The organism is Flavobacterium sp. ARAG 55.4, assembly GCF_051846875.1.
GTDB lineage: Bacteria > Bacteroidota > Bacteroidia > Flavobacteriales > Flavobacteriaceae > Flavobacterium > Flavobacterium plantiphilum.
In genome coordinates this window covers 1-12,643 of sequence record NZ_JBPYCT010000014.1, presented here as the reverse complement: position 1 = coordinate 12,643, position 12,643 = coordinate 1, and the positions used below count along the sequence as shown (strand labels likewise).

General features: G+C 36.3%; 11 protein-coding genes and 1 pseudogene. All 12 read right to left on the bottom strand.

Annotation, left to right across the window (positions count from 1 at the left end):
* Positions 1 to 60: 60 nt before the first annotated feature.
* Positions 61 to 1,416 (bottom strand): glycoside hydrolase family 28 protein, encoded by a 1,356-nt coding sequence (locus tag ACSV4D_RS14915; RefSeq protein ID WP_439228878.1) that lies wholly within the window; start codon positions 1,414 to 1,416, stop codon positions 61 to 63.
* Between the two features lie 73 nt (positions 1,417 to 1,489).
* Positions 1,490 to 3,040: a glycoside hydrolase family 43 protein gene (locus ACSV4D_RS14910; protein WP_439228877.1), complete on the bottom strand. Its 1,551-nt coding sequence runs from the start codon at positions 3,038 to 3,040 to the stop codon at positions 1,490 to 1,492.
* A 10-nt stretch (positions 3,041 to 3,050) separates the two neighbouring features.
* On the bottom strand, positions 3,051 to 4,448 hold the full coding sequence (locus ACSV4D_RS14905; RefSeq protein ID WP_439228876.1) for a Gfo/Idh/MocA family oxidoreductase: 1,398 nt from the start codon (positions 4,446 to 4,448) through the stop codon (positions 3,051 to 3,053).
* 203 nt (positions 4,449 to 4,651) lie between these two features.
* Positions 4,652 to 5,920 carry a bile acid:sodium symporter family protein gene (locus ACSV4D_RS14900; RefSeq protein WP_408081969.1) on the bottom strand — a complete coding sequence of 423 codons (1,269 nt, stop codon included), beginning with the start codon at positions 5,918 to 5,920 and terminating at the stop codon, positions 4,652 to 4,654.
* A 10-nt stretch (positions 5,921 to 5,930) separates the two neighbouring features.
* Positions 5,931 to 6,593 (bottom strand): aspartate/glutamate racemase family protein, encoded by a 663-nt coding sequence (locus ACSV4D_RS14895; RefSeq protein ID WP_408081968.1) that lies wholly within the window; start codon positions 6,591 to 6,593, stop codon positions 5,931 to 5,933.
* Between the two features lie 19 nt (positions 6,594 to 6,612).
* Positions 6,613 to 8,001, bottom strand: coding sequence for a four-carbon acid sugar kinase family protein (locus ACSV4D_RS14890; RefSeq protein WP_439228875.1), 1,389 nt, complete (start codon positions 7,999 to 8,001; stop codon positions 6,613 to 6,615).
* A gap of 166 nt (positions 8,002 to 8,167) precedes the next feature.
* On the bottom strand, positions 8,168 to 9,409 hold the full coding sequence (locus ACSV4D_RS14885; RefSeq protein WP_439228874.1) for a ribulose-bisphosphate carboxylase large subunit family protein: 1,242 nt from the start codon (positions 9,407 to 9,409) through the stop codon (positions 8,168 to 8,170).
* Between the two features lie 210 nt (positions 9,410 to 9,619).
* Positions 9,620 to 10,309: an SGNH/GDSL hydrolase family protein gene (locus ACSV4D_RS14880; RefSeq protein ID WP_439228873.1), complete on the bottom strand. Its 690-nt coding sequence runs from the start codon at positions 10,307 to 10,309 to the stop codon at positions 9,620 to 9,622.
* 128 nt (positions 10,310 to 10,437) lie between these two features.
* Entirely contained in the window at positions 10,438 to 10,734 is a 297-nt protein-coding gene (locus ACSV4D_RS14875; RefSeq protein ID WP_439228872.1) for a DUF2695 domain-containing protein, read from the bottom strand.
* Positions 10,735 to 10,905: 171 nt separating this feature from the next.
* Positions 10,906 to 11,460 carry a transposase gene (locus tag ACSV4D_RS14870; protein ID WP_439228871.1) on the bottom strand — a complete coding sequence of 185 codons (555 nt, stop codon included), beginning with the start codon at positions 11,458 to 11,460 and terminating at the stop codon, positions 10,906 to 10,908.
* Between the two features lie 177 nt (positions 11,461 to 11,637).
* Positions 11,638 to 12,279 carry a hypothetical protein gene (locus ACSV4D_RS14865; protein ID WP_439228870.1) on the bottom strand — a complete coding sequence of 214 codons (642 nt, stop codon included), beginning with the start codon at positions 12,277 to 12,279 and terminating at the stop codon, positions 11,638 to 11,640.
* Between the two features lie 127 nt (positions 12,280 to 12,406).
* Positions 12,407 to 12,643: pseudogene (locus ACSV4D_RS14860) on the bottom strand (hypothetical protein); the annotation flags it as partial.

The window sequence follows — 12,643 nt, the reverse complement described above, 5'->3', positions numbered from 1 at the left end:
TAATGTAAAATTTAAGATGTATTTACTTTTTTTTACGTTAATTTCTCTAAATAAAATTAATTAATTGATCTCCACTTTATGAGTATCTTCCTGAACTAACCAGGGTCTTTTATCTTCCGATTTCGTAGTAATGTTGCAATTTGTAAAAGTAATAGTATCGGCATGCCGGATAAAGAAACCAAAAGCATTGGTATTGCCAAAATAACTTCCTTCAGGATATTTTCCATCGTATTCCATTACGGTTTGATTTGTAGTTTGAATGCCTCCTTTTAATTCGAAATTCAGATTTTCAAAAGTTACATTTTGAATGTTGTGTCCTTTGATCCCTGTAATAAGAGAAGGATATTGCTGAGTGAAATCTGTTCCATTTATATTTTTGAAACTAATATTTGAAATAGCACCGATGCGTGTTTTTCTCTCAGGAACAGTTCTTCTTCTGTCCGCTAAAAGAATAAAAATAGCCTGACCGCAATTTGTAATTTGGCAATCGCGGAAATTCAAATTATCAATTACAGCTCCATCCATGGATTCAATACAGAAAGCGGAATTTTGATACGCATTTTTTAAAATTAATTCAGAAACATCAAAATTCATAAAACTGCCCAAACCATCAGTGCCTAATTTGAAGCAATTACCGGCTTTTACATTTAGTTTGTCCAAAATACATCTTCTTACAATAATATCTTTACAGCCATATTCGCTGCCACTTTTAAAGCAAATTCCATCGTCTTCCGATTCAATGTAACTATCTTCAATAAGTACATTATGACAATCCACAATATCAATTCCGTCGCGATTAGGCGTAAGTTGTCCTGTGTTTACTTTTATTTTTTGGATATTAATATTTTCCGATTCAATATAAACTTGCGTCCAACAAGCAGGTTTAATAAGTGTCAGATTAGATACCGTAATGTTGTTACTGCCCACAAATGCCAGTATAGAAGGGCGGTCTTTCTCGGTACCTATTTCTTTTACATGCATCCAGGGTTCGTAATCGCCTTGTCCATTGATGATTCCGCCGCCGGTTATGGTTACATTTCTAACTTTATTTCCGTAAATTAATCTTCTTTGACAATCTTCCAGCATTCGATTAGGATATTTTGTGTCAATAAGATGATGTGGATAGTCTTTTTCATCATCAGATTTAATTCCTAAAAGAGTAGCAGAAGGCTCAATTTGTAAAGTTAGATTGTTTACCAAAACTATTTGTCCAGTTAAAAAAGTTCCTTTTTCGAGAACAACTGTCCCTCCTTTTTCTTTGCAGGCATCAATCGCCTTTTGAATGGCTGTCTGATCATTTGTAATCCCATCTCCCTTGGCACCAAAATCATAAACATTATAAACTGTTTTGTTGCTTTGTGCATGGATGCATAAAAAGGAAAATAATACTAAAAGTATAAGGCTGGCTTTTTTCATGGTTTTAAGTGAAATGGATAGGTTGTAATTTTTGGAAATAAAAATAAGATTTAAAGATAAAATTTAGATGCTGCTATTTAGGACCATCATAATTATAGTGGAAATAATTAAATGCAGCTTCTCCACCATCGGTTACTTCATTATAACTAAATAATGCTAGTCGAGTTCCTTTCCAATATCCGAATGCAGTGCTGAAATCTGGACCAATACCTTTGAAATTTTTATTGTCAAAACTATAGTAGAAATGATTTTTTTGATGGATGAGATCCAGTGTTAACTTAAAATAAATGATTTTTTTAGAAATTAAAATTTCTTCATAGGTTTTGTCTTTTCCTTCAAAATAAACATATAATTTTCCGTTATCATTTTTAACGCCAATCGAATTGTACATTTTAGACATACTACTTAATCCTGCTTTTTGCCCAGAAACCATATGAGTAGCATCCATTTGAACCATAACTTCTCCGGTATTTCCCATTACTTTTTGGGTTAGAGTATTGTAAGCTTCCATGATATTTGCTGCTTTTTTTGCTTTTAAAACAAACCATCCTTTCTTTTTACTTAAAGACCAATTAGCATTTATGGGGTTATGATTCCATTGCCATTGAAGCCCTAATTCGGCGGAATTAAATTTGTCATCTGATTGCGGGGCAACAATAGGGAAATTACCAGCTATATCAGGTTTTTTCCATACCGCTACAGGTTCTCCAATTCCGTTTCTGTCAATATCAATTCCAATAACTGGCCAGTCGTCATGCCAAAACATAGGTTGTAAGTGCAATACGCGACCCAAAGCATCCGCTGATTGGAAATGATAAAACCACCATTCTCCATTTGGCGTGTCAACAATTGCTCCCTGGTGCGGACCATTAATTTCGGTACTTCCTTTTTCTAAAACTACTTTTTTTTCATAAGGACCATAAATGTTTTTGGAGCGTAAAACAGTTTGCCAGCCTTCAGAAACACCGCCTTCCGGAATGCTGATGTAATAATAATTATTTCGCTTGTAAATTTTTGTTCCTTCGGCTACAGGACCTGTATATACTGTCTTGCCCTCATCGAGCAGTTTTGTTCCGTCAGCACTCATTTTATGGATAATAATAGGACCTGCACCGTGAACGCTGTGTCCCAGATAAGCCTGTCCGTCATCATCCCAAAACGGACAGGGATCTTCCCATTTTTCTACCTCTTTTACCAGTAGGAGTGGAGACCACGGACCTTCTGGTGTACTGGAACTGGTCATAAACAAACCTTCATTAATCGTACAAAAGTAAACCCAAAATTTATTGTCATGAAAACGTATTGCCGGAGCCCAGCTGCCTCCGGCATATCTTTTAAAAGTATCATAGGCAGGAAAATCCAATCGATCGTAAATCCGGCTAACGATTTTCCAGTTTACCATATCATCTGATTCCTGAATGGTCATTCCCATGTAATGAAATTCAGAACAAATCATATAGTATTTTTTTCCAACTCTGATAACATCCGGATCGGAGTAATCTGCATTTAATAGGGGATTGATATACGTGCCATTTCCCTGATCTCCCCAGGAACCTTTTTTTTGACTATAGGCTAAAGATGAAATCAGTACGAGGAGACAGAGAACCAGTAGTTTTTCTTTCATGTTAAGAAACTTATTTTCCTCTTTTAGGCATTGGAGTTATATCAGTTAAATCTTTGATTTTAATTGGATTTCCTGTTTCAATACTGTTTCGGGCAGCAATACCAATTAATACTGACATAGCACCATCCCGGCTTCCGGCTGATCTTTCAAATGGATCAGCAGTATTTGGAGTTTTGAATATTTTATCGTGTAATCGTTGATCGCCTCCGCCGTGGCCGCCTTTTTCGGTAGGAACCGTTACTTTTTCAAAATCTTTCCAAAGTTTATGGACAATTATTGTTTCGTGTTTCGCTTCTTCTAATGCAGATTGTTCCATCTCTTTGGCATGCATTTCAGCCTGATCCACAGTCGTTTTTTTATCATATGGAATATCTAAAGAGGCTTCAATACGGCCTTCGGTACCATTAAAAGCTAATCTCCAGCCTTCAAAAGGAGAATAGGTGGTGAGCGAATAGTTGACAATGGTATTGTTGGCATATTTTATTTGAGCCGACATTTTATCATAAATATCAATCTCTTCTCTAAAAAGACAGTTGTCTCTGATGTAACCATCGTATTTTTCATTGGCCACATACAGATTCATAGATTGCTGGTCTTTAGTGATGTCATAATAATAATCACAAGTTGTTTTATGGTCGCAGCTTCTGCAATTTTTACCTCTGAAAGGATTGTTTTTTCCATAATGTTCTAAATCTCCCAAAGCAAAAACGTCAGTCGGATCTGAATCCAGCCACCAATTGAGTAAATCAAAATGATGAGTGGCTTTGTGAACCCAGAGTGAACCTCCGCTTTCTTTTTGTCCGTGCCACCGTCTGAAATAGGAAGCCCCGTGATAGGTGTTTAGGTACCAATGAAAATCTACCGATGTGATTTTTCCAATCGTATTATTGGCTAAAAGTTCTTTAATTTTAGTACTGTAAGGACTCCATCTGTAATTAAAACCAACAATCAAATTTTTGCCTGATTTTCTTTCGGCATTTAGGATTTGCTGACATTTATTTTCGTCCGTAGTTAACGGTTTTTCGGTAAGTACATCATAGCCGGAATTCAGACCTTTAATGATAAATTCATGATGGGTGGCGTCTTTTGTGGTAACGATGATTAAATCCGGTTTAGTCTTATTTATCATTTCGTCAAAATTCACAAAAGTAGGGCAGTTGACTCCGATAAATTTTTTGGCATATTCTAATCTGCCAGGATTTATATCGGATAGCCCCACAAATTCCAGAATATCCGAATATTCCTGAACTAATCTTTTTCCCCAGAAACTGATACCTCTGATTCCGGTACCTACAAGGACAATTCGGAGTTTTTTAGTGCTGTCAAAATCAAATGAACTAAGAGGGAATGCAGTATAAGCTGCAAGCATACTTATAGATGTCAAAAATTTTCTTCTTGTAACTTCCATAAAAATTGGTTTTAATTTGGGTTAATTAATAAATTTAATAAATGGTTTTTTGGTTTTTTAAATGTAATTAATTTATTGATAGGTTGTTAGCGGCGATTTTTGTTTTTGTTTCGAAAATGTCTCTGATTGGCCTCATGGTAAAAAAAAATCATCTGATATACTAACGCACTACCAGATGATTTTAATCTTATGTTATAAATAGTTTATAATTTTTCTTCGTTTTCTGCCTTTTTTCGCCAATAGTTGGCTAATAATGAACCGGAAACATTCATCCACGGACTAAAAACCGCTGATGCTAAACCGAGAGTGGCTAGTTTTCCCATAGACCCGGCAAGACCGGAAGCCATTCCACCATTTTGTAAACCTACTTCGAAAGCGATGGTGCGGCTGCAATTTTTGTCTAAACCACAAATGCGACTGAGGTAATAACCAAAAAAATAACCGGCTCCATTGTGCAGAATAGCGACTAAGAAAAGTAAAAATCCTATCTGGATTAAATTATCTCTTCCGGCTGCTGTAGTTACGAGTGTGAAGTAAATAATACCGAACATTGAAAAATACGGCATCAGACTGTCAATTTTTGGGTAAGCTTTATAAGCTAAGTGGTATAGTTTTCCAACAATAAAAGCTCCTGCAATAAAAGCACTTATTTCTACTAAATGTGCTATTGTACTATCATTTTCGTAAGAGAAACTACTGCTAAAGAAAAGTAATATTCCCAGCCATACTGCAGATAAAATACTTAAAATATCAATTCGTTTTCGGGCGGTTGCACCGTAATTTTTTAATATATCATGAATCATAGCTGCCGCTAAGGGAACCAGCACAATCTTAATAATTTCCATCATCATATTAAAAAAATGAACTTCGACCATAGTTCCCGCAAAAATTTTCATCAGAAACGGGGTCATGATAGGTGCAGCCAAAGTAGAAATTGCAGTAACCGTAACCGATAAAACTAAATTCCCTTTGGCAATATAAGTCATTACATTCGAAGCTAACCCGCTGCTGCAGGAACCAATTAAGATGATTCCGGCTGCAATTTCCGGTTCGAAATTAAAAGTTTTTGCCAGAATAAAACCTGTTATGGGCATGATGGTAAAATGCCCCAATAAACCAATGAGAACTCCTTTTCCCGATTTGCGTATGCCTGTAAAATCTTCAATGCTCATCTGAGTTCCCATCCCAAACATCACCAGTTGGATAATGATTAAAATAAGCCATTTGTTACGCAAATCTATCGAACCAATATGTAAAAAAGTTTGCGGATAAATTAGTCCGGCACAAACGGCGGTGACAATCCAAAAAGTGTATTGGTAACCACTCAAAAGTTTGCTATGCCCGATACCAATAGATAAACTTGAAAAAGCAGCTATCAGACTGATTTTCCAAATTTGCTCCATTTGTGAAAACCAACCAATAGCGGCAAGAATGAAGAGAATGGGACTTGCCCATAAGAAGATTTTACGCATAAGAATTTTGTTAGAAGTATACTTCGGCTAATTTTTTCATGGCAATTCCGGGACTGGCCAAGATAGGAACTACTTTTTCTGCGTCGCTTAATCCGTCAACCACGCGAGCCATGGAAGCCTGAGCCAAAACAATTACACCCACTTCCTTCATTAATTCTTTTAATGCTTTAGCAACCATTTCGTCATGTTTTGCAGCATCGCCACTCATTAAGGCTTCAAAAGCACCTTCACAAAGTTTGGATACTATGGTAACTTCTTTACCCGCTGCTAAGGCTCTTCTTCTCACCAAATCAGAAGTAGGTTCTAAAGTCGTAGGCAAGGTCGCAATTACGCCAATTTTGTTGCTAATTTGTACGGCTTCGTCAGCCATCGCCTGATCTACTCTGATTACAGGAACGCTGGATAAAGTTGCTGCTGTTTCAATGGCTACGCCAATGGATGAACAGGTTACTAAAATCACATCGGCTCCGGCTTCTTCGGCAGCTTTTACATGGTTGACCACTCTGGCTGCTGTATTAGGCATTAGTTTACCTTTTTTTATAACATCTTTAATCAGACTGTCATCTACTATGTTAAAGGTTTCCACACCACTTAAATGCTCCGAACTTAATTGTTGAAATAAAGGAACCAGCGTAGCTGAAGTGTGAACGAATCCTAATGTTTTTGCTTTCATATATAATTTTTTTATGTGTCTAACTTAATTTTTCTCCTTGTAATACTTTGATAAAATAATCCGGAGTTCCTACTTGCCCTCCTTTGAAATTTAACTCCAATCCATTTACTAATTCCTCTTCTGATATAGCTTTGCAAAGCGGTGCTCCGGGGGCTAAAGGCGCCAATATTTCCAAAGCAAAAATGCCCAGTTCAGATGCCGCGTAACTGGAAGTGTCTCCGCCGGCAAAAAGTATTCTTTGAATCGGTGCTGATTGTAACGCCGTTTTGATAATTTGTCCTAAAACGCGACCGTAAATTTTGCTGCTTTGTTTTTGGATTTCTTTTTGAGTAAGCCCGCTGTGTTTCAAATAATCCTCGGTTTCGGCAATCCGTGGATCATTGTTGCCGATGCTGGTATGCAAAATCGTATTTTTCCCTGCTCTTATATTTTGGATAATAGCCTGAGCCACTTCGGCAATGCTTTGTTCCTGATGGTCGTGATGCATGACTTTGCTTTCCAGAGCAATACCTTCAAAACCATTTGCTAAGGCATATTCAATTTGACCTGCTGTTACCGGTGAACAGCTTCCGGAAACGACCAATAGGGGAGCGGCTTCACCAGGATGTTTAAATTCAAAAGTGTTTCGAATCATTTTTTCTTTATTCCATGCCAGCCCTAAAGCCATTTCGATACCTGAAGAACCCACCGTAAAAAGTGTTTTTTCTTTTCCTTTCTGATGGAAAACAGTTCCTATTGTTTTTAAATGCTCCTGATTGATTCCGTCTAAGAAAACTATTTCAGCATTTTCTTTGTTTTTTATTTCTGCTGCTACCGCTTCAGCTCCTTGTTCGATAGTGGTGACATTGACTAAATTGATGCTTTTTGTAGTTTGTTGTGCCAAATGCAATCTCAGGTCGGCTTCATGTGCTGGAGTTACCGGATGCGTACTCATTGACGGATGACGGTCAATACGGTAAATTTCACCATTGCCGCTGGTTCCCATTTTGGCAAATAAATTCCCAAAAACACAATATCTTCCCAAATGCGGGGCGGAAGCAGAAACAAAAGTAGTTTTTTGGTTAAAAACTTCGCTGCCAATTTCGATGGCTTTGCCAATGTTACCCACATGCGGCGCTGAGTCAAAGGTGGAACACACCTTATAATGGACTTGCTCTGCATTGAAATCTCTTAAGGTTTCGAAAGCAGAGAATAATTCCTCTTCCATTTCTTTGGGAGACATCGAACGGCTTTTTCCGGCCAGACCAATAGCCTGTACTCCGGGAAAAAAATCCAAATCTTTATGCAACGGCGGACGCAGAAAAAGAACGGTTTTTATACCGGCTAAGGTCAGGAATTCTAAGGCATCCGTGGAGCCTGTAAAATCATCTCCATAGTAGGCCAATAATAAAGGATGTTCTTTGTTCATAGCTGTGAAATTGTTTTTTTGCCACGAATTACACGAATTGACACAAATTTGGATATCATACTATTCCACGAATCTGCAAAAGGCAGATAAAAATTTGTGTAATAACTTTTAGAATAATTAGTATTTATGCTAATTAGTGTAATTCGTGGCTTTTTTTTACGATTTATTATTTTGAGAATTTTTTAACTGATGCTGCAAATTCCGGATATTGTAAAGCAGCTTCTTCAATAGATAAGCCATCAACGGCTGCTTTCCAGGCTTGTTGTAAGGCGTTAACCCCTGCTGTAGCTCCCATAGGATGTGCTAAAATTCCGCCACCAGCCATGTATAATAAGTCGGTGGTTTGAGTTCTGCGGTAGGTTTCCGGTGCCTGACCGCCCCATTGTCCCGAAGAAACTACGGGTAACGGATTGTTTCCGCATACAAAAGGTTTCAGACAGGATTGTATCGATTTTACAACCGAATCATCCGATTCCCAGAATTTATTCTGAATTCCGTTAACGTGCATCTGATCTACACCGGCCAAACGCCAGATTTTTTGATAAGCCGGAAATTCAATTCCTAATAACGGATGACGGTTCAACATTCCCCAGCCATTTCTATGTCCGTGGATTACTAAATCGCCCTGATCACATATTTTTTTTGTTCCACTCAATCCTACGCTGTTGATACTAATCATGGCGCAAGTTCCTTCGTTTTTTTGGATGTGTTCGTATTTGCGTTGCATCGCATCAATCTCATCGCTGATGTTGAAAGCATACATGACTTTCTTGCCGGTTTTGTGTGCGTGCTCATTAATTACTTTCATGATAACGTTTACACGGTCATTAAAAAGAGAGTTGGCAGTCGATCCCATTAATTCATCATCCTTGATAAAATCGATTCCAGCTTCGATTAAGGTTTTCACCAAAGCTGCTGTTTCCTTCGGACTCATTCCAACGCTAGGTTTGATAATAGTTCCAATCATCGGTCTGTCACCTACGCCGCAGGAAGCTTTGGAACCCTGAATACCAAATCGAGGTCCTTTGAAATGGTTTTTAAAAGAATCCGGAACATCAAAATCCATCAGTTTTAAACCGGTAAACTGACTGATTTCGTATAGATTTCCTTGTAAAGTACTAATAAGAACCGGAAGGTTGTAACCGAAATTCTCAATAGACCAACTCACCTGAACTTTGGCTCTTTGGTATTTTTTACCCGGAATAGCATTCCCCGGAATCGAAGGTTCATCCACCAAATCCAGTTTTTCAATGTGTTCCACACGGGCAGCAAAACGTTGTTTGAGTTCGGCGGTTTCTCCCGGAACCGATACAAAAGTCCCTGAGGATTGTTCGCCTGCCAAAACCGCTGCCGCCTGTTCTACTTCATAAGGGGTTTCGATGTAATATTCTGCAAATATTCTTTCCATTTCTTTAATACACTATACTGTTGTTATTGTTTTAGTCTTCTTGTAAAATTAAGACTTAAAATCACAAATACAAATGATTAGTGTTTTTTTCGAAAAAAATAAATAATATTCGAAAATAATAGAAAGTAATACAAATAAAAAAACAACTCGGGGGGAGTTGCTTTTGGGGTATTTTTTGCATGAATGTGTTGCACTATTTACGCATCGTTTTTATTTCTTCGATAGAAAATCACTGATTTGATTACTGATTTGCTCCATACCTTTTATCGATGGATGCCCTTCCTTTTTATCAATACCTTTCAGCTCAATACAATCTACATTGTAGTGTTTGCAAATGGTTTTTACAGATTCATTGATGGTCTCTTTCAAATCAGAATTTAACAGAAAGTATATTTTAACATTCGGATAACGACCCAGCATATAATCAAGCATATAGGCCATGGCGGGACGAAAATCATATAATTCTTCTTTAGTCCAGTCATTATATTTGAATTGCCCGATAGGTGTGTTAGCCCAGGCGTCGTTAGTTGCTCCGAAAATGAATATCACATCAGGACTCCCAAGGTTATCCATACGGCGGATGAACGAACGAGAGCTGTAATCTTGTTTTTGATAACCCGTGTTACAAATAGTTGAACCCGAAAAAGAATTATTAAGCTCTAGTTTGTAATTGTTGTCTTTTATGAATTGGTACCACCAGGTTTGTTTTACCGAAGTAACATCTGTTTTTTGAGTGATGCGGGTATTGTACCATACAAAATTAGTGTCAGGAACCATATACCCCTCAAAAGTAGAGTAGGAATCCCCTAAAATGGAAACAGATTTAAGACTCTGGGCATAACCCAAAAAAGTAAAAAAGAGTGATAAAATCAGTATTAATCTCAGTTTGTTTGTTATCATTTTTATTCGGTTTTTATTGTTGTTTAGTTTATTCGCTTTTTGTTTACTCCATGCAATCGGGGGTAAGTGGGGTTATTTCGAACGCGAAAGTATTCGCGCACGAGCCTTTAGATTTGTTTTTTGAATTATTAATTTTCAAATTTTTCTTCAACATTTGCTAAAATTTCGCAATCACAATATCCTCCATTTTCAGCTAACCACATTAGAATGATTTCAATATTTTTCAATTTCTTTTTTTCTAAAAATTGTACTGTCAATTTGTTTGTATCGTCACAGCCATTTTCTTCTAAATGATTATCGAGATAGTCAAATAAATTTTTGAAAAGTTTTCTTTCCATTGGTAAACATTGCTCAAATTCTTCTTGTTGTTTTTGTTTCAACTCATTTAAAATTTGTTTTCTTCGCTGTTTTTCTTCTTTATCCATAAGCTTTGGTTTATGTATGTGCTTGTATACTTATCTTTAATTTGTCTATACTATACACCCAAAAATGGTGTATTGTTGCTGTTAACTCTTCTCTGGTGCTCGATTGCATCGAGTACCTACTTACTTTTTAATTCCAAAATAAAGCGTTTGTAACGCGGCTAATTTAGTAACTTACCATAAAGGTTCTACATTTACATTACAAAAAACAGTATTATCTTCTTCATAATTTCTATAACTGCTATTAACATAATCTCTTTGATGAAACACGATTTCGGCTTCTACAGGATTGTAATGAATGTAATTTATTCTTTGTTCTGTTTTTTCTAAAGTGTCTAATATAACCGGATGAAAACCATCCTGCCATAATTTATAATCTTTTGCCCTTCCTGATTTTTGCGCTTCATAGCTGAATTTACGTAATAACCATTCTCGTCTGCTTTCAGGATATTCTTTGATAGCTTCTATTAGTTTTTTTGAAGTGAATTTTTTGAAATCCCGAATAACATTTTGCAACTCACCATCAAATGCTGTGGCAATTAAATGTATATGACTGCTCATATAAACATAAGCATGTATGCTCAATCCTTTTTCTTTGATACAATAATTTAAAGAATCATCTATGATATTGCAATAAACAGGTCTCACCAATAAATCTACCCAATCTACAACCGTTATAGTAATAAAAGTGGGAACGGTACTATCAATAACTTTGTATTTCTCAGACATTGATTTGTTTGTTTTAGAATTATTTTTTTAGTGAACCGCGTTGCAAACGCTACAATTTATCTTTTCATGTAAGTAGGCACTCGTTGCAAACTAGCGCCAGAGTGGGTTATCACTAATTTGCCAAATACAAAACCATTTTTCCATTAAGCCTAATTCCCGACTATTGCTTACTAGCTGTTATAAGCCGTATTTTCTATTTAGTTCGTCTAATTCTTTTTTACTATTGTCAACTGCAACCCAAGTTGATATATTTTCATTGTCATTCTTTTCAGTTTTCTTTCGTGTTGCTATTAAGAAATGTAAGTACAATTTTTCATTAATTTCTAAATTTGGTATTATACTTTCAAAACCAAAATCTATGTAATTTGTTATAGGTTTTTCTAAACTTATTTCATTTTTTAGTCTAAATGGAAACCAATCATTATTTTCTGCTCGCCATTTCATAGCTTCTGCATCTTCGGTTCCAATATGTAGCAGTTCTTTTTTATTTTCTATTTCAACAGCTTCTAAATTTTCGCCACTATTATAGTCCCAAGTATTATCGGGATTTTTATTTATCAGTTTACAAATGACATATAGTTTTTCAGATTTTTCAGATTTCTTTTCAATATAAATTCTCCAACCTTTTGAGTTTTCGATTTTCATATCTTCCGGAAATTCTAATTCGTTTAAATCAGTAACTAGAACTCCTATTTTATGATTTTCGGTTTCAATTTTTAAGTTGTCTTTGACCGAATATTGTATTTCATATTCAGATTTTATCGACAACTCAATTTCACCAAGATTTGTTTCAAATGTATCTTTAAGTATCGTTCTCATAATATGGCTTATAACTTGTATATATTCGCTACAAAGTAGCGCCTATACACCTAAAAGAGGGTAGATTGGCGCTATTTTAATAGCCTATTACTTTTTTGCTAATACATGAAATTATCCTACAAATGTTTTATTTCCGTATCATTTCCTTTAAGGTTTCGAGCTGGATTTCCAGTTTCTGGATATAGTCGTTTTTATCAGCCAGTTCTGTTTTTAGGGCTTTTTCCTGTAGGGTTTCAAAGCGGTACGGCAGGTATTCGCCCAGCTGCGCTAAGAAATTGTGCTTGAGTACCAGGCTTAGTTTCCACAAAACGGCAAATTGCAGCGAATCTTTCTTAAAATAATCCCTTAATCCTTTAGGACCTAT

Bases quoted from the DNA above. Each gene is read 5' to 3' on its own strand.
- ACSV4D_RS14915 (WP_439228878.1), bottom strand. From the start codon at position 1,416: ATGAAAAAAGCCAGCCTTATACTTTTAGTATTATTTTCCTTTTTATGC.
- ACSV4D_RS14910 (WP_439228877.1), bottom strand. From the start codon at position 3,040: ATGAAAGAAAAACTACTGGTTCTCTGTCTCCTCGTACTGATTTCATCT.
- ACSV4D_RS14905 (WP_439228876.1), bottom strand. From the start codon at position 4,448: ATGGAAGTTACAAGAAGAAAATTTTTGACATCTATAAGTATGCTTGCA.
- ACSV4D_RS14900 (WP_408081969.1), bottom strand. From the start codon at position 5,920: ATGCGTAAAATCTTCTTATGGGCAAGTCCCATTCTCTTCATTCTTGCC.
- ACSV4D_RS14895 (WP_408081968.1), bottom strand. From the start codon at position 6,593: ATGAAAGCAAAAACATTAGGATTCGTTCACACTTCAGCTACGCTGGTT.
- ACSV4D_RS14890 (WP_439228875.1), bottom strand. From the start codon at position 8,001: ATGAACAAAGAACATCCTTTATTATTGGCCTACTATGGAGATGATTTT.
- ACSV4D_RS14885 (WP_439228874.1), bottom strand. From the start codon at position 9,409: ATGGAAAGAATATTTGCAGAATATTACATCGAAACCCCTTATGAAGTA.
- ACSV4D_RS14880 (WP_439228873.1), bottom strand. From the start codon at position 10,309: ATGATAACAAACAAACTGAGATTAATACTGATTTTATCACTCTTTTTT.
- ACSV4D_RS14875 (WP_439228872.1), bottom strand. From the start codon at position 10,734: ATGGATAAAGAAGAAAAACAGCGAAGAAAACAAATTTTAAATGAGTTG.
- ACSV4D_RS14870 (WP_439228871.1), bottom strand. From the start codon at position 11,460: ATGTCTGAGAAATACAAAGTTATTGATAGTACCGTTCCCACTTTTATT.
- ACSV4D_RS14865 (WP_439228870.1), bottom strand. From the start codon at position 12,279: ATGAGAACGATACTTAAAGATACATTTGAAACAAATCTTGGTGAAATT.